Origin of the sequence: Priestia sp. J2 (genome assembly GCF_020790095.1) — a bacterium.
Taxonomy (GTDB): domain Bacteria; phylum Bacillota; class Bacilli; order Bacillales; family Bacillaceae_H; genus Priestia; species Priestia zanthoxyli.
On sequence record NZ_CP086210.1, the window covers coordinates 55,815 to 75,940 of the forward strand.

Consider the following 20,126-nt stretch of genomic DNA (forward strand, 5'->3'; position numbering starts at 1 on the left):
ACCCGTCTTATTTTAGGTACAAGAGATAAAATTTTTGGGATTTTTAAATTGTAACAACACTCATTCTGACTTAAAATATGTATAAATAATATTATTTGTTTTTTAATCTAGGAGTCTAAAAAATTATAAAACAGCTTACTATCCCCGTTTCGCTGAACTTCTTTTCTACGCTCAATAACAAATATTCCTCGAACTGTTCCAAAAAAGTAAGCTGCAAAGTTAGTTTTTATACGATTTCTTTTATAAGCAAAAACCGTCTCTTTAAATGCTTGAACAGGAAGAAAACTTATATCTTCCAACGGCTTTTCTAAACGGCTCGCTTTGTAAGCTAGTCGAACTTTCCCCCATAAATCATAAATATCATCTGCACAAGGAAAAAAAGGTCTCACAGTATCTTTAAAAGTTTTTGGAATAAAAAACGGCACATAATCTGACGAGAGCTTAAAATTAACATCATTACGTATATATTTATTTAAATCTTTTAAAGATAAATTATAGGTAGACTGTTTTTTTGTGTCTTTATTCTTACTCTCCCAAGCGTTCTCAGTATTTTCTGTTTTAACATCTGCTTCAACATTAGACTCTAAGTCAAGCTGTAAATACTTAACCCAGTGATTAAAAAAAGGGTGGTTCACAAATAAGTGCACTGGATTTCCCTTTCCATTGTTACGAGGGCAGCGACGATATACAGTAATAATTTGCCCTTGTTTTCGTAGTTCTTTTAAATGACGATCGATTGTTCCTTTTGACTTTTCGTAGGTTTTACCTAAATATGTACTACCAGGAAAGCAAAATCCTTTTTCCGCAGCAAACCAACAAAGCCGGTCTAAAGATTTTCTAGTTCCTTCGTGGAGACGATAAAATTTTTCTCCATAAAGATTGATAATTTCTTTAAGTAATTTTCGTTTCATTGATTGATGTTGAGAACGGTTTTCTATGAAACTCTGATAATTTTTCATATAATCAAATTCTTCTGTCGTAAGCATACGCGTAGTAGACATTAGTCTATCCTCTCCTTTTCAGGAACAAAAAAAGACATCGCATCCCAGGAAATAGGAAAACGATGTCGGATTTTTTGATAGACTACGCCCTTGAAATAAATCTAATTATCCGATAAAATAAAGGCGTAACTAAATTTATGTATTAGGACTTCGACAGGTGTTTCCCCTAGGTGTTTTAGGGTTAACGGTGTAAGGGTGTTGGCGCACCACTTGCACACGTTGGAGTCTTTTTATATTCCGCACTGTTTTGGTGACTCTATTATACCGTCTATTAATCTTATAATTCAATAAGAATTCATGAACTTCTCATAAAACCTCTGTATTTTAACTATGATTAAAAGTTACTTCGTTTGGATATACTCCTAATATTCTGAAAAACTCCCTACAAATGTATCCTTTTACTTAATTATTAATCTGGAAAATTATAAAATAAAACAACTACTACTCTCTTATGTTGTTTTACTGTTTTATATATTGTTTTATATATTTGTTTTATTGTTTTATTGTTTTAGAGGGCTCATAAACACTGATATTACAACGTTTATAAGCCTAAACTATCACTAATTTTGCGCGAACTATCACTAATTTTGCGCGAACTATCACTAATTTTGCGTGAAACTATCACTAATTTTGCGTGAAACTATCACTAATTTTGCGCGAACTATCACTAATTTTGCGTGAAAAATGCAAATATGGCTTAAGTATCACTAATTTTGCGTGGACAATCTAGATGTGCTTTAAGTATCACTAATTTTGCGTTGAATATGCAGACATGCCTCAACTATCACCAATTTTGCGTGTTAAAATGAAGATTGAGTTTAATAAATCAAGAATGAGTAAGGTTTCTAAAGTTAACAAATCTCATGAAGTATCACTAATTTTGCGTGATATTTAATTTCTAGGGACAGGTTGCTCTTCAACATGCAATTTACACAGTATCACTTTTATGATATTTTAGTGATAGTTTAGAAAAATATGGGGGATTTTATGAAGAAAACCACTGTCGTTCAACCATATGATCTGGAAAGTATAAATATAAAAAATTGGGTAACTAAATCAAACATCCTCATTGAGAGTACATATAAATTGTCTTTACAAGAGCAAAGAATTCTCTTAATCATGGCATCTAAAGTGCAGCCTAATGATGAAACGTTGAAGACCTATAGATTTCGAGCTAAAGACTTTATCGAAATCGTAGGCAATAAAAAAGGAACAGGTTTTTACTCTTACTTAAAAGAAATCGTGAATGGCCTTCAAACAAAAATTCTTACGATAAAAGAAAAAGGCAGACAAAGAAATTACAACTGGGTAATTACGTCTATTTATGAAGAAAACGAAGGATACATAACATTACAATTTCATCCTAGCTTAAAGTATCTGTTTTTAGAGCTTAAGGAAAAATTTACATCGTATCAATTAGAGAATGTAGTGAGACTCAATTCGGTCTATTCCATTCGTATATATGAGTTGCTTAAGCAATATGAGCGTCTGCGAAAAAGGGAACTCACTCTTGAAGAATTACGTCATTTTTTAGCTATTGAACCTACCAAGTATAAACAGTATGGCCATTTTAAAAGCAAAGTATTAGCAGTAGCTCAAAAAGAAATCAATAATAAAACGGATATCCACTTTGAATTCGTGGAAATAAAAACTGGTAGAAAAGTAACGTCCATAGAATTTATTATTACCAGTTCGCCTGCATTGAATGGTTCTAGCTCTACTCAAGAGAAAAAACTAGAATTAAATCAATCCTTCTCGAAATTAGAAGACAACACAAACAGCCTTGAGAATGATTTAGCAGGCTTAGGGGTTAAGCCAGAAAAAATAGAGTGGCTTTTATCAGAATTTACACAAGAACACCTAGAAAGAAATATAAGATACACGCAAGATCGTTTGATTACAGGAGATGTGACTCACCCTCATTCCTACGTAGTAAAAGCGATTCAAAAAGATTATGCCCAGGTCTCACAGGAATCAAAACGCATTAACTCTAAAAAGGGTGCAAAAAAAGAATTAGTTCCAGATTTTATAGCACAAGCTAGAGATAAAGAACAAATTCTTAAGGATGCAACTTTAAAAGAGAAGCAAGAATCATTTTTAAAAGAAAATGGAACTCAAATAGAATTTGAAGAAAAGCTCTTGCAGTTTCAAGAATTAAAAAGAATGCTGATTCTAAGTTCAGATCAACCTACCCAAGAAGAAATAAAAAAAGCCCAAGAAGCAGGCTTACAAGAAGTCATTCGAAATATGGAAGAAGATTATAATAAACGTGAAAAATTAGGCTTAGAACCAAGAATTGTTAAGGATTTTAAAAATAAAGAGTTAAAAAAAATGTATAAAAACTTTTTACAAAGTAAAGTTTTAAATAGAAATTAGCTATAGAAAAAAAGACGTGTAAAACCTTGCCTTGCAGAGATGGCTTTTACACGTCTTTTTTTTGCGCTTAGGTAAATTTAATATACATAAAGAAAAAAATCATTTTAGCAAGCTTGTTTAACATTTTTGTTATAATAATAGTATATTAAATTTACCTAAAAGATCGGGTGTGTCTTATTTGAATAACTTTATTTTGCTTGGAGATTTCTTATCTCATTTAGTTGAATCTAAAAAAAAGGCTTCTACAATATCAATGTATAAGCATGATCTAAAACAGTTTTTTGAATGGTTAAATGAATCTCATCCCAATATCCCTTCAGAAATTTTGCCAGGAGACAAGAAATATTACGACGAATACTTTACCTATTTAAAAGAAAAAAACTTGTCAGAAGCTAATCTGAGGCGTGTAGCATCACATTTAAATGGCATGTTAAAGTATTATAGCCTCACAGATGATATTGGACTTTTACAAGCAACAACAAAAAAACAACGAGCATTAACTGATACTGATTTTATAACTGAATCGGATGCTTCAATTCTTTTAGATTCAGTTATAAGTCACGAACATTTAAGTGATATTCAATTGCAGATACATAAATATATAGGTCCGCGTAACCATTCCATGTTCATCTTAATGCTTCGTTACGGTCTTACCATTAACGAAGTTGTATCTTTAAATATACAAGACATTAACTTTGCACAGAATACATTAACGGTAAACACAGGCAAATCAAAACGCACCTTAGAGCTTTCTAAACACGATAAGAAAACCATATATGATTACCTATTAACAATCCCTCTGTTATTTAGACCTAAGGATTATACAAATGATCCGTTATTTATTTCTTTTCATCCTCAAAAAATGGTTTATTGGTATGATTACAATTTAAATAAACCTAAAAGGATTAGTATAATCGGTACAAAACGTATGATTGAAAGAGAAGTCAAACGTTCAGGCATACAAGCAATTGTAAGATCTACTCACTTTCGAAACAGTTGTATACTTAACAAAATTCATGATGGATATTCAAACGAACACATTATTTATTACTTTGGATTGTCCAGCCGCCATGCTTTATATCGATTTAAGCGATATCTAAAGACAAAATAAAATATTAAGTTCAACTTATTTTCCACCAAAACATCTTTTATGTAAGTGATTTTTATTTTACAAGTTAAACTTAATTTTATTTTCACCTTAGTTAATTTTAGAAAAAATCATTAAGTTTAACTTTAGTTTAACTTAATGATCCACTTTTTAAAATTTAACTGTTTTAAAAAGTCGATTGCGATGGAAACAACCTTCTCAAGCATTACAAATTTAGAATTTGGCGGCCATGTCTTGGTTGTATAACAACAAATTTCTTGTAAAATCATCTAGAATTTAATTAGATTTATTATTCTAGGCTAAAATCTAGAAGAAGTTCACTCTAGATTCGTTAAAAACCCTTTATTTTCAATGGTTCATTGTATTTCTAGCTTTTGCTATAAAATTTAAATAACTTAGAAAAAATTAAGATTAATTTTAACTCGAAAAATAATTCTATAAGAATTGTATAAACAAAAAAGAAGTTCCATTAAACCAACGTAATAAACCCAGAAGATATAGGTATATAGGATTTATATTATCTTACACAAAATACTTGAATTAAAGTTAGAGAAAGTACATTCTAGATTCGTCTGAAGCTATTTTATATCAAGCTTTCTAGGTACTCTAGTTTCTTTGGACTTTAGGAGAGGAAAAGATGTGAATCAGTTGTTAACAAAGATATTTCTTAACAGCTAAAACTCCTTTTTTGCAGACATTGGCTAAAACAAAGTTTTAGTCGAGTAGAGTTAATGTTGATCCTTAAGTTGCTTTTTTTTGAACTTTATATATAATCTATCTACATTTAAAATAAACAGTTTTACTCTTGAAAAGTTTATGATTTCATCTAGAATTGAAAAGGAAGAATAAAAGGCCTAGCGAAAGAAAAAGAAAAATGTACATAAAAAACAGGAATATAAAGTAATTAATAGAATTTTACTAGAAATATAAATCTTGAATAATATCTCGCAAAACCGCATTCTAGAATTGCCATTAACACTGATATATCAACTTCAAAGTATATCTAGATTTTTATACAGAAAGGAGAATCCTAGAAAAATGCATGAAAAAAATAAAGATGAAGTAGTCTATACTTTGAAAGACACAGTAAAGCTAACTGGATTAAGTGTAGATCTTATTCGCTTATATGAAAAAGAATTCAATCTCCAAATTCAACGAACGGAAGGCGGACATAGGCGCTATAACAAACAAAACATCGATTTATTAACTGAAATAAAAAAAAGAATTCAAGAGCAAAACTGGAGCTATAAGATGATAAACCAGTGGCTTCAAGGAGAAATTGTACCGGAGACAGTGGAAGTTCAATCAAACCTTGAAAAAAAAGTACAATCCCTTGAAGAAAAAGTTCAAGAGTTGCTTAATCGCTCTGAAAAAGATGAGCAATTTCAATTAGCGCTTATCCAACGACTAGATGAACAAGGAAGCCTTATAAAGAAACTTACAGAAAAACTAGACCACCAAGACAAATACATTGAAAACAATCTAGAGAAACGCGATGAGAAATTGACTAGTGCCATACGTGAAATTAGTGATACAAAAAAACTTATCGCGGCCGCCCAAGAAAATCTTGATTCAAAACCAAAAGGATTCTGGAGTAAGATTTTTGGGGGTTAATACGTTACTTAAACGATAAAAGCAGCAGGGTTTTTTGTGCATTACAGAAAATCCTGCTGCTTTTATCGTTTATTTTCGATGAATAAATAGTAAATTTTAAGATTTTATGTTTAGTTGCCAGAAGAAATTTATTATTGTTAAACAATTCTATAAGTTCTTGAAGGGGAATTTACAGGTGTGGCAGCTTTTACTAATACAGTTTGTCCATTTGATGGCATCCTATTTTTAAACACGTAAACTCTGGTTTATCCGCCTGGAGTACCACGTCCTCTAGAAGCTTTTCTTAGCACGATACTTCTTTCGTTATTTGAATCAAGTACCCAATGAAAATACCATAGCTGTCGTAGAAACTGCCTATTGGTATCTTGATGGCGTTCATCAAATATACAATGATTGATTTGCTCTGTCCAACATAAATATCGACCACTAGAAATTCTCCATTGTTTATGTGATCGGTATCTAATTCCTACGCAAGATCCACGGTTTATTATTCCTAAAAAGAAATGTGTGTCTTTGTAACATTTTTATTGTAAAAGATACGTAAAATTTATCAATAATCCATTTATGGAACTGATATTCTTATAGGCAATTAGAGGAGAGGTGCAATTTCAAATGGATGAAAAAGTTGTTATCTTTATGCACATTCCTAAAACAGGGGGAACCACACTTAATAATATTTTTAAAAAGTTCTACTCTGAAAATGAAATATACGATCATGTTCCTTTAGAAGAGATGAATAAACAGTTTAGCCAATTAAAAGAAGAAGATAAAAAAAACATAAAAGCTATATCCGGCCATCATTTCTATGGAATACATGAATTTTTTTCTCAACCCTATGTTTATTTTAGTATGATGCGTCATCCGGTTGAGCGTGTCATATCATTATATTATTTTTTGAAATCGTATCCAGGGTATTATGAAGAGAACATGAAACATATGTCTTTTGAAGACTACATTGATTGGGACCCTCAAGCTATAAATGGCCAAACTAAACAAATTTGCGGGGTGAAATCTCAACTAAGCGTAGAGAAAGCGAAAGAAAACTTGCTGGAATTTGGATCAATAGGAATAACAGAAATGTTTAACGAATCGCTTCTGTTACTAAAGAAAAAATTCAAATGGGGAAATATTAAATATAAGAAGGTGAATGTGACAAAATCTCGCCCTTTGCTCAACGAAGTCCCCATTGATATCATTAAGAAAATAGAAAAGCACAATGAGTTGGATATAGAGCTGTTTCAGTATATAAAATCTAATTTCATCAAACAAATAAATGATTTATAGAAATAAAAATGAAAGCTCTCAATAGAGAGAGCTTTCATTTAATATATAAGAAAAGGTTACCTTATTAAAAAAAATGCGGTATCAAATCCCATATATAGTTAGTTCAATTTTTTATGATAAAGGGATTATGTCTCATTTAATTAATATAGCCATATAAGCTTCATACGCTTTGTATAAGGTTCACATAGGTCTTTTAAATAGTTACGTGTTATTTGAATAATTTGAGGGCTCTTATCATCCTTTTTAAGCCTTAGCATTAAATCATAAGCCTTTGTCCTTTCTTTACGTACCAAACGCAGCAAAACTAACAAATCATACGTATGAAAGCATGAAAGTTCATTAAAAGGCTTCTCAACGTCCTCTAAGACCACAAATTCTTTTAGTTTGGGTCTTTTTATATTTAAACTAGCCCCACAAAAAGAGCAGCTATCTTCTAATCCTTCTGTCCCACAATAACTACATATCAAGCTATATACACCTCGTTTACTAAAAGAAAAAGTAGGCTTAAGCCTACCTAGCTAGCCTTAAAGGCTATTTTAGCTTTTAGAGTTTTCCTTATCTAGCCGTTTTTGTCGTTGATTCACAATACGTTCACCTACAACTTTTTTGGCAAGTTTAGTTTCTTCTAACTCTTGAAGATCCGTTGTCATAATCCCTTTATAGCCATGGTGAAAATACAATCCATTCATAAATTCGATAAGAATTTGTGTGTTTTTATCGGCACTGTTTGTTCCTAATCGAATTTTTTTAAGTTCATTTTTTAATACACCATGAAGATTTTCACTAACAGTTTCCGTAATATAGTCTAACGACCATTCTTTCTTTTTTTCTTCCCGATACTTTTTACAGATATCCATAATCGCTTCTCCTGGGAAACGAAGTTTATGTTCAGCCATATAATCTTGGATATATTGATCCGTTTCTTTATCAAGTGTAACCATACGTCGTTGTGTTTCCATTACTCCTCTACATCTCCTATCAGTTCATAAATAATATCATTCATCTTTTCAATTGATATCGCACATTGTTTCATCATTTCGATGTTCTGTTCAATGATAGCTTCTAATCTTTTTTCTCTTTCTACTTGCTCATCAAAAAAAGCTAATACTTCAAATTGTTCTTTCAAGAATTGTTGACGAGACATTCCATTTTCTTTCGCTAGTGCATCAACTTTTTGCATAGCAACCGGATCAATATTTCGTAAAAATATATCCATGAAATCATTCCTTTTCTATCAAATTGCAAAATTTCCAGCACGAGTAGAGAAGAGCATAAGGGGTTTTTGATATCATTTGGCTATGATATGCTGGGCAAAGCCCAGCAAAACAACGTTTTCACCCTCAAAAAAGTGACCCCGCGAAAACTTCCAGTCTGTCGACCTGCTGTTGACCTGAAGAACAAAAAAAGCGCGTAATGTCGACCTAGTGTCGATATAAAAACTTACACCTTTCTGGAAATGTTGGCCTACTGTCCACTCAAAGTACCCTCAACTTTTATGAAGTTTTAACTAGTTTTTGAAAGATTTCTTGATGATAATTCGTGAAGTTTTGAGAAGAAGTTTGAGTAGTGTTTTTATAAAAATCGATTGCTTCTTTCATCGAAGAAACGTTTAATTTTTGCAGAATGCTGCGCCTCTGAGTCTTAATTGTGTTCTCTTCTTTGAACAAAGTATCTTGCATTTCTCTAACAGAATGGCCATCAAGTGCAAGAGCAAAAATGTCTTGTTCAGATGACGTAAGTTGTTTCAAAAAAAGTCTTTCTTTAAGTATTTGGCATTCTTCTTCAACACATTTAAGGCGATCTACTTCTTGTACTAAATCAGAAGCTACACTCAAGATATTCTCGATACCTATTAACAATTTTTCGGTTTGATCCATGATAAGACCCTCCTATTTTTTGAGGGCAACCCATGTTACAATGTAAGTGTCAATACATGTGATTCTACATGGGGGTGCTTCCTTTGCAGAGGAAGTGCCCTTTCTTTGTTTACTTTTTTTTTCTTACTTTCTTCACATGCTCTTCTAATAAAGCCTTTACATACTTCGTAATACTCGTATCGTTCTCTACAGCTAAGAAACGCAACTCTTTGTGTAACTCTTCTGGAATATCACATGTAAGTCTTCGATTACCTTCTTTAACCCTGCTCATATGCTCTCCTTTTCAAGCAACGTATTTAAGTTGCAACGTTGCTTTTGGTTAATTTTAAAGGATATAATTTCCAAATTCAATAAAATAATCGTGGTGTCATTGGACAAGCATACAAGCAAATTATTAGCAATTACATAACTTGTACTAATTATATAAAAGGAAGTGCATTAATTGAAAAAATCAAGAAAGAGAAAATATAGATATAACTATAGTTACTCAGTCCAATCTCAGGGTGATCCTTCGGTTAATGTTTATGGTATCTTTACTCCCGGTTCTGCACCCAGTGATAGTAATGGCCGGCAAAATAGATTTAATCGAGACATTGCCTCAGCTAATCAGATATGGAATAGTGGAGGTGAATGTAATATAAACTTTATTTCACAACCTATAATCGAAGTAAATACAGTAATAGATGCGACCGATTTAAGTACTAATGAAGCATTTAGAGGACCTGTTGAGAATCTCATCAATCAAGTTAAACAAATGAATGGGAATCAACCTGGCATATACGTTGTTTACACAAGTGGCAATGATTTTGCATCTCCTTCAGGTAATAGTCGACCTATAGGTGTTGGTGGAGTAATAATTGAGAATTTTAGAGTTGAAAACGGTGTACCTCAATTTACACTCTTTGGATCCATTGCATTGAGTAACAGAGCTTTGAGTGCTCCTTTTGCATTTGCACATGAAGCAGGACATGCTTTATTTACTCAGCTTAATAACCAACCTGTTAATAATGTATTCATGTTTGAATCTATAGATCCTACGGGTCCTTTTATTGATTCTGCAGGAAATATTGATACAGCCCACAGTAACCTTACAGGTAATCTCATGGCTCCTATACTTCCTAACAGTACTCCAACTATTAATCCGTTACAGTGTCAAAAAGCTAGCATGAGTAGAATATTTCAATAATCTTAATAGGAATTTAAGATTGTTATTGTTAAAGAGTAGAGATTTTCAAATGGTTTTCTTGAAAATCTTACTAGTACCTTGTATAGACACTAGCATATATTGAATTAAATAAAGTTCATTTGTTTCAAGATACTTGTCCTATAACATTACAAGTATACAAACATTATTTTTATTAGAGAATAAATTATATAGAAAAACCAACAAAAAGGTTAATTTCTCAACGTTTAAAGGCATGAATGCTTTACTTGTTGCTAATGCTGAGGACCTTGTAAGTCCCTCAGCATTCAGAGCCACTAATCCTAATACTATTATTCCTATTTCTCAAGCTGATACTTTTGTAAAAGTTACATTTCCAAATGAACAATTTGATATAGGTAATAATGAATATAATGCAGCTACTTCAACATTTATACCTGAGTTTAATGGTGTATACGCGTTTAATGCATCAATCTTCTTTCAGCCAGATAATCCAAATATTGATTATGAAGTAGAACTATTCTTTTAAGTAAATGGTTTATTATTAGATGCTGAGGTTGAGTTTCTTGGGGCAGCTAGTCGTTTTGATGGTGTCATAGAGATCAATGACATACTTCAATTAAATGCTGGAGAGAGAGTAGAAGTTTTAGTTGTTAGCACTACTCCAAGTAGAATTAGAGCAGACAACAGAATATACTTTGCTGGAGATAGATTTCCATCTGCAAAACAATAATTTAATTTTATAATTATACCCATAGTTAACATAATCAACATTCTAGATACCAAAAAAAGCTTTGATTTTGAATGATCAAAGCTTTTTTATTGTTCATTGGTTTTTAGAAATTAAAGATAAACGCTGCTACAACCAAATAAGTTAATGAGAATAAGCTTAATAAGAAAACAAAAGATGCAAAAAGTAAAACCTTTGCCTTTTTATTAATTGTTATGCCGTTTTTAAATAAGTTAGAGAATCCTAACAACAAACCTCCTAAAATCGCTATCAATCCGAACAACTCATTAACTGTACTTCCCATCCATACCCCTGTAACAAGAATTATTAAAGCAAAAAATGGGTTGAAAATTACATTCACAGTCAGATTAATCAGCTCCCTTCCTGAAAAAATACTATTAATTACTATTTTATCAGAAAATGGATTAAAGAAGTGTTGTATAAGATATACATCGCTAATTTACATAATGTAGCTTCTAGGAATACTTAAAGCCAATCCAAAAGGGATTGGCTTTAAGTATTCAAATATGTAATCGCACATATGACAACAAAAAATATTGAAAAAACCCCAATTAAGCTAACTTTACGTTTTAAATTAGGAACAATCGATTCCATAATGAAAAATAGTCCCATAAAAGATACTATAAAAGCAAAATTTGAAAGTTCACTGGGATAGTTCAATAAGCCAATCACCAATGCAAGCAAGGTTATGGCTATTCTGTATGGTAGCGTCTTAAACAAGAGTATCCCCCTCATAAATTTCCTTATAATTACATTTTAACACATTAAAAAGATAGAAAAGTGAATGAATACAATATTCATTTCTAGTTTACATAAACACTCTTTCCGGAAGACATACAAAAAGAACCCCTTATGGCACAAGGGGTTTAAGATAATATGACGACTTACTTTATGCAGCTTTTTATACATCCTTGATACATCAGCGTTTTATCTTGAGGTGAATAAAAGCCGAACGTATAAAAAGCGCACTTTTTATACATATGCTCATACTTAAAAACACAGTATTTATTGTAATATTATTTTTTTATGTTACATTATGTAAAAATAACATTATTATTTACTTGCTGTGTTATTCATTCTTCGACGAGTGTGAATCATAAAAAAGCAACCTCTCTCCAATGCCATTAGGTATGAGGTTGCTTCTCTTATTTTGAAACTCTTCTTATGCTTTCATTTTATTGTTTTCTAGAACTTAATGTTATACCTTCTAAAACATAATTCCATGTTTCCAGGTCATTAGGGAGTCTCGGTACTTTGACTGCACATACTTTATCACTTCCCCAATTAATTTCACTTACACCCTTGAATCCTTCTTCAGGGCATAGAATAAGAATATTAAAATTACCTTTAACAATCTGTTCTAAAATTGCTTGTAATTCTAAAGATTGCTCATAGGTAGCAGCCCATCTAATAAATAAAACAGATTCAGAGGTTGTGATTTTTTCTATAAAACGATTAATTCGATTTGTAAGTTTTTCTTTATAGGAGGTGTATGTGGCACTCCAATGTTGATGTGGAATGATTGGGAAATCGTGGACTGAAATAATATTATAATGAGTATCTTCTATTAAATAAGATTGCACCCCTTCAATTAATACCCCCTCATCGACAAATGCAAACGCTCCATCAGTTAGTTGCATGTTTTCAAGTTCCATAAAATTGCTGAATTTATTTTTCAGTAACCTATTAACATCAGAAAGTGATAGAGATACACTCCAGTCTAGTGGTCCAGAGAATGTCCTTAAATTTAAGCGTTTTAATTCCATTGCAGGATTACAAGCACTGCCTAAGCTAACAATTACATCGTATGATCCCTTAATTTCTTTTAGGTTCAACAGAATTCTCCTTTTTTATGACCTACTATATTAAATAGTGAATTGAATTGTACTAGTTGTAAAAAATATTAAATACAAAAGTGAAATTACAGAAAAAAAATCCTTTTTAAACATTCTTTAAGTGCTAATAGTTTGGTTTATAATCTTTCGTTTTGTATATATCATGCACTACTTTTAAACTAGTTGATTTAATTAAAATATTTATAGAACAAACTATCGGGTACATTGGGCTTTTTGGGTTGATAACTTCTCATAACGCACATTGGACATTCAGAAATAAAATAATTTGTAACTTTAGGGTCGTCGTAACCGCCCCTATGGAGCCAAGCATGAAACATAGAGCCTATAAGCAGGCCGGCAGTTACATTCGGTTGTTGGAGTTGATATACATTAACAATCATAGATAACGGAGTTTGAGTCTTAGTGACTGTCGGTGGTAATTGTATTGTTATAGGAGAAGGGGTGTATATCCAATCTATCCTAGCTCTTTGGGATCGGCGAAGCCCATTGTCTTTAATGACTTCTGTCAATTGTTCCATAGCTAAATCTGTGGCCTGTTTTCCGTCTGTAACATTAACACCAAAATAACGTAAAGGCTGTAAGTTTTTCACCGCATATGTGTTCGTGCAATCAGCCAATTGTGATACACCATTATTAAATCCATTGTTCCATTTTTGTGTTAGATGCAACGACCAGTTAAATAATACACCTTTAATAGTGTCTTGAATTTTTTGTACCTGGTCTGGAGTAAACTGCTTGGAAATATCAAAGAAAATAGTTGGTGGTAAGTCAGAGATGCCTTGGGGGATAGGGACTGCAAAAGCTATTTCTCTATAAATTTGTAATGGAAGGTATTGTAAGAACTCTTTATCTTGATTTTTTTGAATAGATTTCTCTAAATTTTGTTTACTATTCGTTAGCAATGTTATGTTCCCCTTTGTAAAAAGGTATTTATATTAACAGAATATGCTACCAATCAAAAAGAGTTTGGACATGCTTAAAAGGAAAATATTTATTATTTTACTTCTCTTAAATAAAGAAGCATTTTTATCATCGTACAAGCATTCCTTGATCTAATGAATAATATATCAAGAACAATAGACAGAAAGGGTGGTAAAAATCATTAAGAACGATAAAGGTAAAAGAGAAAATGACTGCGTTCAAAATCAACCAGGACTCCCACTAGCTACTACAGTTAATTTAGCAGTTGTAGGTGATAGTCATGTAGGTTTTTTAAACAGTCAAAGTATGTTTAATACCCTTTTGCAAAGAGTAGTGAACAATGGTAATAAACGATATATTATATTTGGTGGAGATGATGTACACGCTTTAGGTGCTTCTTCAATACAAGTAGCTGAAACATATTACCAACAGTTCACTAATATTTTAAATAATGTTTTAGGATCAATTCCCTTCAGATCTTCTATAGGAAACTGGGAGGCTACTAACAGAAATAACAGTAGAGCTTTATTTCGACAGTACATCAATCGTTATTTAACTGGCTATAGAGTTATTCCTGGAACACAAGGGTTGGTGCGTCATGTTTGGTTAGATAATGGTCGAGGCGGGGTATTTAGCCAGGATAGCTTAAACTTGCTAAGTAACTTAGATCCTAACTATTATTACATTATTGATTTTCATTGGCCTTTGAGAGTTCCAGGTATAACTACGGAAATACATGGTGATCATGTTATGACTCAAATGCAGACAAACATGTTTTTTAATGCTATACCCTCTAACGTAAGGAACAAAATTTTAGCGATTTTCACTCATCATGCACATAAATTTTTTGCTAACTCAGTTACAATCAATCCTAACTTTCCTAATACCTCGTTTTTTGTAACTGGATGTTCAGGGGACTATGCATGTATATCCAGCGAGAGAGGATACTATGAATTAAATTTAACAGTCCAAAATAATATAGCTACTTTGCAAACCATAAAAACTCGCGTTCAATAGCTTGAGGAATAAAGAAGACTACATTAAGAGTAGGTAGGGTAACCTTAGGCAACTTTCCATTCTCAAAATGCAAAAATCGCCAGCTTATATAACTAGCGAAAAGCTGCATTTATTATTTCATTTGTATAAGTTTACTTTTTATAACATATTATCTCCTTCATCTCACAACTTACTATTTCTTAGTACGTATGATCGTGTTACATTAAAAGATAAAACTATTCCTTTGATCTTTAAGGAAGATAGTTTTATCTTCTTTTTACAATATGTCTCCATCAATCCGGAAAGGGAGGATTTTATGAGTAACATTATTAACTTTAATAAGTTTCAAAGACATAAAATAATGAAGAAATTTCTTCGTTGCGCTTTAGTAACAGGAGCAATTATAATCTGCTGCATGCTTGCTTATTTACTAATCTTAATAGAAATATATTTTCCTGCTCATTATCCCATTTATATTGAAGCTAAACCATAATAATTGTGTTCTTAACCTCTTATGAAAGATACTCAGTCTGGTTTGTTTATATAATGACTTCCTATTTCTAATTATTTACTAAGATACAAATTTTAGTTCATCCGTTAAACGCAAAAAAGCTTCTTTGTCTTTATTCTTTAAGGACTGATCAATTTCTTCAAGAATTTTACCTTTTTTGAATTGTTTCGTTACTTGACTTAAAAACAATTCAGCTAATATTTCATCAGATATATTTTTTTCAAGTTGACTCATTTCGTTGGATATATTATTTTCCATAAACGATTAACCCCTTTATCATTTCTCTTTTAAAAATAGTGTTTCCTTTTTTCATTGTTTTAATACGAGGTTAATAGATAAATTAGTACATAGAAGAATGTGGAATAAAAGATATCTTGACACAAAGAATAATATTTATTTCAAAGCTCTAAAGGTAAAACATAAACTAGCTTAAACAGTTTACATATTCATTGCATCCTCATGTTGTTTTACTAATTTATAAAACGTTGTCTTTTTTACATTCGCTTCCTTCATTGCCTGTACGGCTGTAATTTCATTTCGTTTCCAACGGTTATAAGCCTCAATAAAATCTTGGCTAACTTGGGCTTTAGGACGGCCAAAAGATATACCACTCTTCAGCGCAGCATTAATTCCTTCTCGCTGGCGTTTACGAATACGATCTCGTTCTTCTTGCGCCATCCAGGACAAAATTTGAAGAACCAAATCTGCAATAAAGGTTCCCAAACTATCCTTATACTGAGTCGTATCCAGCAAAGGCATATCCAAGACAACAATGTCTGCCTCAATTTCTTTCGTAATAGCATTCCACTCTTGTAAAATTTCTTCTTTGTTACGACCAAAACGATCTAGTGAATGAATGTAAAGAATATCTCCTTTACGAATCATTCGTTTTAGTAATTGGTACTGTTCTCTATTGAAATTTTTTCCACTTTGTTTATCCATGAAAATATCTCGAGGAGATATGCCCACTTCTTCCATGGACTGAAGTTGTCGTCCTTCATTTTGATCTCGGCTGCTTACACGGATATATCCAAATTTTCTATTTTCCATTTTTATACTCCCTTTTGTGTCTATCTTCTTTTTATTCTACCAAAAACGTTCGTAAAAGTGTATGAGATAAAGAGAACGTTCGTAATTATTTTTCTTACTTAAACGAACGATAAAAACAGTAGATTTCTTATATAAAAGGAAAGTTCGTAAAAGTATACTTTTACGAACTTTCCTTTTATATATTTATTAAATGTATAGAAGTATTTCCTTAGTGATTTAAACATTAGCCAAATAACTATGTCATGAACAATACATAGGAAATTGATATTATATCCCCTATTAAATTAATGTGATAAGAAGAAAGGTCTAAATTTATGCAGAGATTATTTAATTACAGCATTTATTAATAAAAAACATTAAATTATATGTCTTTAACGTGCAGAGAAACGCTCTGTAAGGAATTTAACTTTTGTTTTACACACAATGGGGGGATTAGATACAAATTTTCAGCAATTAAGAAAAGAGATTAGCACAACTTTTATAAAGGCATTTATATTAAGGAGAATATTTTATTTAAGATTTTAAGTTATTAATACATAAAATGGTGGAGATCTTTAAACATTGTTTCTCGTTACAGAAGAGTCCATTCGGTTAAGGTCTATGAAAGTTGACCGTTTTTTGGTCATCACCTGTTTGTTCGAATCATCCTCTAAAGACCCAGTACCATCACATTGTACTATTGAGCAGATTCAAAGAACGCTTTTTCCGTTACGTCTCCTTCAACATCAGCAGCTTCTGCTGATCCAGAAGAACCTCCTAAATTCGGTAGAGCTAATGGAGTCGCTAACTAAATAACTAAACCTACGGCAGAAGCTACCACAGCTTATTTCGCTTTTCTTATTCAATCTCCTCCTAATTTTATTTAATAGAAATAAAAAAGCAGTTTGCAAATGCAAACTGCTTTTTTGATGACCCGTACGGGATTCGAACCCGTGTTACCGCCGTGAAAGGGCGGTGTCTTAACCGCTTGACCAACGGGCCAGTATCAATTTATAAGTTAAATTCAATTACTATAAAACATGATGGGCCTAAGTGGACTCGAACCACCGACCTCACGCTTATCAGGCGTGCGCTCTAACCAGCTGAGCTATAGGCCCTTTACTTGGATTTGGAGCGGGTGATGAGAATCGAACTCACGACATCAGCTTGGAAGGCTGAGGTTTTACCACTAAACTACACCCGCATATTTTAAAGTGGCGGTCCCGACGGGAATCGAACCCGCGATCTCCTGCGTGACAGGCAGGCATGTTAACCGCTACACCACGGGACCAAAATAGAAAATGGCGGAGGAAGAGGGATTCGAACCCCCGCGGGCTTTAACACCCCTGTCGGTTTTCAAGACCGATCCCTTCAGCCGGACTTGGGTATTCCTCCGTGTACTGTATGGTGGAGCCTAGCGGGATCGAACCGCTGACCTCCTGCGTGCAAGGCAGGCGCTCTCCCAGCTGAGCTAAGGCCCCATAAATGGTCGGGAAGACAGGATTCGAACCTGCGACCCCTTGGTCCCAAACCAAGTGCTCTACCAAGCTGAGCTACTTCCCGTTTATGGCGCGCCCGAGAGGAGTCGAACCCCTAACCTTTTGATCCGTAGTCAAACGCTCTATCCAATTGAGCTACGGGCGCTTATTAAAATGGTGCCGAGGGCCGGACTTGAACCGGCACGGTAGTCACCTACCGCAGGATTTTAAGTCCTGTGTGTCTGCCAATTCCACCACCCCGGCAGGACTTATACGTGGAGGCGGCAACCGGATTTGAACCGGTGATAAAGGTTTTGCAGACCTTGGCCTTACCACTTGGCTATGCCGCCAATATATATATGGAGCGGAAGACGAGGTTCGAACTCGCGACCCCCACCTTGGCAAGGTGGTGTTCTACCACTGAACTACTTCCGCGCATTTATCTAAATTAAGATGCGGGTGAAGGGACTTGAACCCCCACGTCATAAGACACTAGATCCTAAGTCTAGCGCGTCTGCCAATTCCGCCACACCCGCGTGTAAATATAACTGGTGAGCCATGAAGGACTCGAACCTTCGACCCTCTGATTAAAAGTCAGATGCTCTACCAACTGAGCTAATGGCTCTCTATGGCTGGGCTAGCTGGATTCGAACCAACGCATGACGGAATCAAAATCCGTTGCCTTACCGCTTGGCGATAGCCCAATAAAGATGGTGGAGGGGGGCAGATTCGAACTGCCGAACCCGAAGGAGCGGATTTACAGTCCGCCGCGTTTAGCCACTTCGCTACCCCTCCGATATAAATGGTGCCGGCAAGAGGACTTGAACCCCCAACCTACTGATTACAAGTCAGTTGCTCTACCAGTTGAGCTACACCGGCACGATGGTGGAGGATGACGGGATCGAACCGCCGACCCCCTGCTTGTAAGGCAGGTGCTCTCCCAGCTGAGCTAATCCTCCAAAGAATCTATATAAGCGCGTTAATAAGCGTTATTTTGAATACTCATAATAAACTATTTCAAATAAAAAACCCCTATGCTCTTTACAAGAGACTCATAAGGGGTTTTATTCATTGCCTGGCAACGTCCTACTCTCACAGGGACAAAGTCCCAACTACCATTGGCGCTAAAGAGCTTAACTTCCGTGTTCGGTATGGGAACGGGTGTGACCTCTTCGCTATCGCCACCAGACAAGAGATTGCTCTCTCAAAACTAGATAACAGTTGGCTGAGTAAAGCTTACGCTTTTAAAATTTTGGTTAAGTCCTCGATCGATTAGTATCAGTCAGCTACACATGTCGCCACGCTTCCACCTCTGACCTATCAACCTGATCATCTTTCAGGGATCTTACTAGCTTGCGCTATGGGAAATCTCATCTTGAGGGGGGCTTCATGCTTAGATGCTTTCAGCACTTATCCCGTCCACACATAGCTACCCAGCGATGCCTTTGGCAAGACAACTGGTACACCAGCGGTGTGTCCATCCCGGTCCTCTCGTACTAAGGACAGCTCCTCTCAAATTTCCTACGCCCACGACGGATAGGGACCGAACTGTCTCACGACGTTCTGAACCCAGCTCGCGTACCGCTTTAATGGGCGAACAGCCCAACCCTTGGGACCGACTACAGCCCCAGGATGCGATGAGCCGACATCGAGGTGCCAAACCTCCCCGTCGATGTGGACTCTTGGGGGAGATAAGCCTGTTATCCCCGGGGTAGCTTTTATCCGTTGAGCGATGGCCCTTCCATGCGGAACCACCGGATCACTAAGCCCGACTTTCGTCCCTGCTCGACTTGTAGGTCTCGCAGTCAAGCTCCCTTGTGCCTTTACACTCTACGAATGATTTCCAACCATTCTGAGGGAACCTTTGGGCGCCTCCGTTACATTTTAGGAGGCGACCGCCCCAGTCAAACTGCCCACCTGACACTGTCTCCCGGCCCGATCAGGGCCGCGGGTTAGAATTTCAATACAGCCAGGGTAGTATCCCACCGACGCCTCCACCGAAGCTAGCGCTCCGGCTTCTCAGGCTCCTACCTATCCTGTACAAGCTGTACCAAAATTCAATATCAGGCTACAGTAAAGCTCCACGGGGTCTTTCCGTCCTGTCGCGGGTAACCTGCATCTTCACAGGTACTATAATTTCACCGAGTCTCTCGTTGAGACAG

18 protein-coding genes, 17 tRNA genes, 1 rRNA gene and 1 other annotated feature are annotated in these 20,126 nt (G+C 34.5%); of the genes, 7 read left to right on the forward strand and 29 right to left on the reverse strand.

Going from position 1 to position 20,126, the window contains the following annotated elements; genetic code table 11:
• Positions 1 to 107 precede the first annotated feature (107 nt).
• Complete coding sequence (locus tag LJY09_RS27285; RefSeq protein WP_099331500.1) at positions 108 to 1,001, reverse strand: helix-turn-helix domain-containing protein; 894 nt, start codon at positions 999 to 1,001, stop codon at positions 108 to 110.
• Between the two features lie 987 nt (positions 1,002 to 1,988).
• Between LJY09_RS27285 and LJY09_RS27290 the strand changes: the two genes are divergently transcribed.
• The 4 genes from LJY09_RS27290 to LJY09_RS27305 all read left to right on the forward strand — a co-directional run bounded on the left by LJY09_RS27290 (position 1,989) and on the right by LJY09_RS27305 (position 7,383).
• Entirely contained in the window at positions 1,989 to 3,377 is a 1,389-nt protein-coding gene (locus tag LJY09_RS27290; RefSeq protein ID WP_014462095.1) for a replication initiation protein, read from the forward strand.
• A gap of 169 nt (positions 3,378 to 3,546) precedes the next feature.
• The gene (locus LJY09_RS27295) at positions 3,547 to 4,488 is read left to right on the forward strand and encodes a tyrosine-type recombinase/integrase (RefSeq protein ID WP_228123076.1); all 942 of its coding nucleotides are present in this window, start codon (positions 3,547 to 3,549) and stop codon (positions 4,486 to 4,488) included.
• Between the two features lie 1,035 nt (positions 4,489 to 5,523).
• Positions 5,524 to 6,099 carry a MerR family transcriptional regulator gene (locus tag LJY09_RS27300; protein ID WP_014462093.1) on the forward strand — a complete coding sequence of 192 codons (576 nt, stop codon included), beginning with the start codon at positions 5,524 to 5,526 and terminating at the stop codon, positions 6,097 to 6,099.
• A 612-nt stretch (positions 6,100 to 6,711) separates the two neighbouring features.
• Entirely contained in the window at positions 6,712 to 7,383 is a 672-nt protein-coding gene (locus LJY09_RS27305; protein ID WP_228307889.1) for a sulfotransferase family 2 domain-containing protein, read from the forward strand.
• A 140-nt stretch (positions 7,384 to 7,523) separates the two neighbouring features.
• Here the strand turns inward: LJY09_RS27305 and LJY09_RS27310 are convergent, their stop codons facing one another.
• The 5 genes from LJY09_RS27310 to LJY09_RS27330 form a co-directional block, all read right to left on the reverse strand.
• Positions 7,524 to 7,850, reverse strand: coding sequence for a hypothetical protein (locus LJY09_RS27310; protein WP_228307890.1), 327 nt, complete (start codon positions 7,848 to 7,850; stop codon positions 7,524 to 7,526).
• Positions 7,851 to 7,919: 69 nt separating this feature from the next.
• Positions 7,920 to 8,342, reverse strand: a complete 423-nt coding sequence (locus LJY09_RS27315; protein ID WP_028412752.1) for a hypothetical protein — start codon at positions 8,340 to 8,342, stop codon at positions 7,920 to 7,922.
• Positions 8,342 to 8,599 carry a hypothetical protein gene (locus LJY09_RS27320; RefSeq protein WP_224980797.1) on the reverse strand — a complete coding sequence of 86 codons (258 nt, stop codon included), beginning with the start codon at positions 8,597 to 8,599 and terminating at the stop codon, positions 8,342 to 8,344. Before LJY09_RS27320 ends, LJY09_RS27315 begins: the two co-directional genes overlap by 1 nt.
• A 277-nt stretch (positions 8,600 to 8,876) precedes the next feature.
• On the reverse strand, positions 8,877 to 9,260 hold the full coding sequence (locus LJY09_RS27325) for a response regulator transcription factor (protein WP_028412739.1): 384 nt from the start codon (positions 9,258 to 9,260) through the stop codon (positions 8,877 to 8,879).
• A gap of 109 nt (positions 9,261 to 9,369) precedes the next feature.
• Positions 9,370 to 9,531, reverse strand: coding sequence for a hypothetical protein (locus LJY09_RS27330; RefSeq protein WP_155916276.1), 162 nt, complete (start codon positions 9,529 to 9,531; stop codon positions 9,370 to 9,372).
• A gap of 171 nt (positions 9,532 to 9,702) precedes the next feature.
• On the opposite strand from LJY09_RS27330, the gene LJY09_RS27335 reads away from it, so the two are divergent.
• Together LJY09_RS27335 and LJY09_RS27340 are read left to right on the forward strand one after the other, a co-directional pair.
• Positions 9,703 to 10,446, forward strand: coding sequence for a hypothetical protein (locus LJY09_RS27335; RefSeq protein ID WP_048022199.1), 744 nt, complete (start codon positions 9,703 to 9,705; stop codon positions 10,444 to 10,446).
• 232 nt (positions 10,447 to 10,678) lie between these two features.
• On the forward strand, positions 10,679 to 10,951 hold the full coding sequence (locus LJY09_RS27340) for a hypothetical protein (protein ID WP_051418549.1): 273 nt from the start codon (positions 10,679 to 10,681) through the stop codon (positions 10,949 to 10,951).
• A 307-nt stretch (positions 10,952 to 11,258) separates the two neighbouring features.
• Here LJY09_RS27340 and LJY09_RS27345 read toward each other — a convergent pair whose 3' ends face one another.
• The 3 genes from LJY09_RS27345 to LJY09_RS27355 form a co-directional block, all read right to left on the reverse strand.
• Positions 11,259 to 11,456, reverse strand: a complete 198-nt coding sequence (locus tag LJY09_RS27345; RefSeq protein ID WP_224980793.1) for a hypothetical protein — start codon at positions 11,454 to 11,456, stop codon at positions 11,259 to 11,261.
• A gap of 892 nt (positions 11,457 to 12,348) precedes the next feature.
• The gene (locus tag LJY09_RS27350; protein WP_228307891.1) at positions 12,349 to 13,008 is read right to left on the reverse strand and encodes a DUF1796 family putative cysteine peptidase; all 660 of its coding nucleotides are present in this window, start codon (positions 13,006 to 13,008) and stop codon (positions 12,349 to 12,351) included.
• Between the two features lie 188 nt (positions 13,009 to 13,196).
• Positions 13,197 to 13,931: a hypothetical protein gene (locus LJY09_RS27355; protein ID WP_014462080.1), complete on the reverse strand. Its 735-nt coding sequence runs from the start codon at positions 13,929 to 13,931 to the stop codon at positions 13,197 to 13,199.
• A gap of 187 nt (positions 13,932 to 14,118) precedes the next feature.
• On the opposite strand from LJY09_RS27355, the gene LJY09_RS27360 reads away from it, so the two are divergent.
• Entirely contained in the window at positions 14,119 to 14,967 is an 849-nt protein-coding gene (locus LJY09_RS27360) for a hypothetical protein (protein ID WP_014462079.1), read from the forward strand.
• Between the two features lie 550 nt (positions 14,968 to 15,517).
• On the opposite strand, the gene LJY09_RS27365 is transcribed toward LJY09_RS27360, so the two are convergent.
• From LJY09_RS27365 to rrf, 20 genes are all read right to left on the reverse strand, one after another.
• Complete coding sequence (locus tag LJY09_RS27365) at positions 15,518 to 15,715, reverse strand: IDEAL domain-containing protein (RefSeq protein WP_224980790.1); 198 nt, start codon at positions 15,713 to 15,715, stop codon at positions 15,518 to 15,520.
• Positions 15,716 to 15,895: 180 nt separating this feature from the next.
• Entirely contained in the window at positions 15,896 to 16,507 is a 612-nt protein-coding gene (locus LJY09_RS27370) for a recombinase family protein (RefSeq protein WP_014462076.1), read from the reverse strand.
• Between the two features lie 909 nt (positions 16,508 to 17,416).
• Positions 17,417 to 17,488, reverse strand: a tRNA-Glu gene (locus LJY09_RS27375).
• A 42-nt stretch (positions 17,489 to 17,530) separates the two neighbouring features.
• Positions 17,531 to 17,604: transfer RNA gene (locus LJY09_RS27380), tRNA-Ile, on the reverse strand.
• Positions 17,605 to 17,616: 12 nt separating this feature from the next.
• Positions 17,617 to 17,690, reverse strand: a tRNA-Gly gene (locus LJY09_RS27385).
• Between the two features lie 11 nt (positions 17,691 to 17,701).
• A tRNA-Asp gene (locus LJY09_RS27390) sits at positions 17,702 to 17,777 on the reverse strand.
• A gap of 11 nt (positions 17,778 to 17,788) precedes the next feature.
• Positions 17,789 to 17,881: transfer RNA gene (locus LJY09_RS27395), tRNA-Ser, on the reverse strand.
• Positions 17,882 to 17,891: 10 nt separating this feature from the next.
• Positions 17,892 to 17,967: transfer RNA gene (locus LJY09_RS27400), tRNA-Ala, on the reverse strand.
• A gap of 5 nt (positions 17,968 to 17,972) precedes the next feature.
• A tRNA-Pro gene (locus tag LJY09_RS27405) sits at positions 17,973 to 18,049 on the reverse strand.
• 4 nt (positions 18,050 to 18,053) lie between these two features.
• A tRNA-Arg gene (locus LJY09_RS27410) sits at positions 18,054 to 18,130 on the reverse strand.
• A gap of 9 nt (positions 18,131 to 18,139) precedes the next feature.
• A tRNA-Leu gene (locus LJY09_RS27415) sits at positions 18,140 to 18,228 on the reverse strand.
• A 12-nt stretch (positions 18,229 to 18,240) separates the two neighbouring features.
• A tRNA-Cys gene (locus tag LJY09_RS27420) sits at positions 18,241 to 18,314 on the reverse strand.
• Between the two features lie 10 nt (positions 18,315 to 18,324).
• Positions 18,325 to 18,399 (reverse strand) — tRNA-Gly (locus LJY09_RS27425).
• A 19-nt stretch (positions 18,400 to 18,418) separates the two neighbouring features.
• Positions 18,419 to 18,500, reverse strand: a tRNA-Leu gene (locus LJY09_RS27430).
• 13 nt (positions 18,501 to 18,513) lie between these two features.
• A tRNA-Lys gene (locus tag LJY09_RS27435) sits at positions 18,514 to 18,589 on the reverse strand.
• A gap of 4 nt (positions 18,590 to 18,593) precedes the next feature.
• Positions 18,594 to 18,668 (reverse strand) — tRNA-Gln (locus tag LJY09_RS27440).
• A 7-nt stretch (positions 18,669 to 18,675) separates the two neighbouring features.
• Positions 18,676 to 18,759: transfer RNA gene (locus LJY09_RS27445), tRNA-Tyr, on the reverse strand.
• A gap of 8 nt (positions 18,760 to 18,767) precedes the next feature.
• Positions 18,768 to 18,843: transfer RNA gene (locus LJY09_RS27450), tRNA-Thr, on the reverse strand.
• Between the two features lie 4 nt (positions 18,844 to 18,847).
• Positions 18,848 to 18,923: transfer RNA gene (locus LJY09_RS27455), tRNA-Val, on the reverse strand.
• Between the two features lie 114 nt (positions 18,924 to 19,037).
• Positions 19,038 to 19,153, reverse strand: a 5S ribosomal RNA gene (gene rrf / locus LJY09_RS27460).
• Positions 19,154 to 19,216: 63 nt separating this feature from the next.
• Positions 19,217 to 20,126 (reverse strand) — a sequence feature (23S ribosomal RNA rRNA prediction is too short).

Bases quoted from the DNA above. Each gene is read 5' to 3' on its own strand.
- LJY09_RS27290 (WP_014462095.1), top strand. From the start codon at position 1,989: ATGAAGAAAACCACTGTCGTTCAACCATATGATCTGGAAAGTATAAAT.
- LJY09_RS27305 (WP_228307889.1), top strand. From the start codon at position 6,712: ATGGATGAAAAAGTTGTTATCTTTATGCACATTCCTAAAACAGGGGGA.
- LJY09_RS27365 (WP_224980790.1), bottom strand. From the start codon at position 15,715: ATGGAAAATAATATATCCAACGAAATGAGTCAACTTGAAAAAAATATA.
- LJY09_RS27285 (WP_099331500.1), bottom strand. From the start codon at position 1,001: ATGTCTACTACGCGTATGCTTACGACAGAAGAATTTGATTATATGAAA.
- LJY09_RS27300 (WP_014462093.1), top strand. From the start codon at position 5,524: ATGCATGAAAAAAATAAAGATGAAGTAGTCTATACTTTGAAAGACACA.
- LJY09_RS27325 (WP_028412739.1), bottom strand. From the start codon at position 9,260: ATGGATCAAACCGAAAAATTGTTAATAGGTATCGAGAATATCTTGAGT.
- LJY09_RS27370 (WP_014462076.1), bottom strand. From the start codon at position 16,507: ATGGAAAATAGAAAATTTGGATATATCCGTGTAAGCAGCCGAGATCAA.
- LJY09_RS27340 (WP_051418549.1), top strand. From the start codon at position 10,679: ATGAATGCTTTACTTGTTGCTAATGCTGAGGACCTTGTAAGTCCCTCA.
- LJY09_RS27345 (WP_224980793.1), bottom strand. From the start codon at position 11,456: ATGGGAAGTACAGTTAATGAGTTGTTCGGATTGATAGCGATTTTAGGA.
- LJY09_RS27320 (WP_224980797.1), bottom strand. From the start codon at position 8,599: ATGGATATATTTTTACGAAATATTGATCCGGTTGCTATGCAAAAAGTT.
- LJY09_RS27315 (WP_028412752.1), bottom strand. From the start codon at position 8,342: ATGGAAACACAACGACGTATGGTTACACTTGATAAAGAAACGGATCAA.
- LJY09_RS27330 (WP_155916276.1), bottom strand. From the start codon at position 9,531: ATGAGCAGGGTTAAAGAAGGTAATCGAAGACTTACATGTGATATTCCA.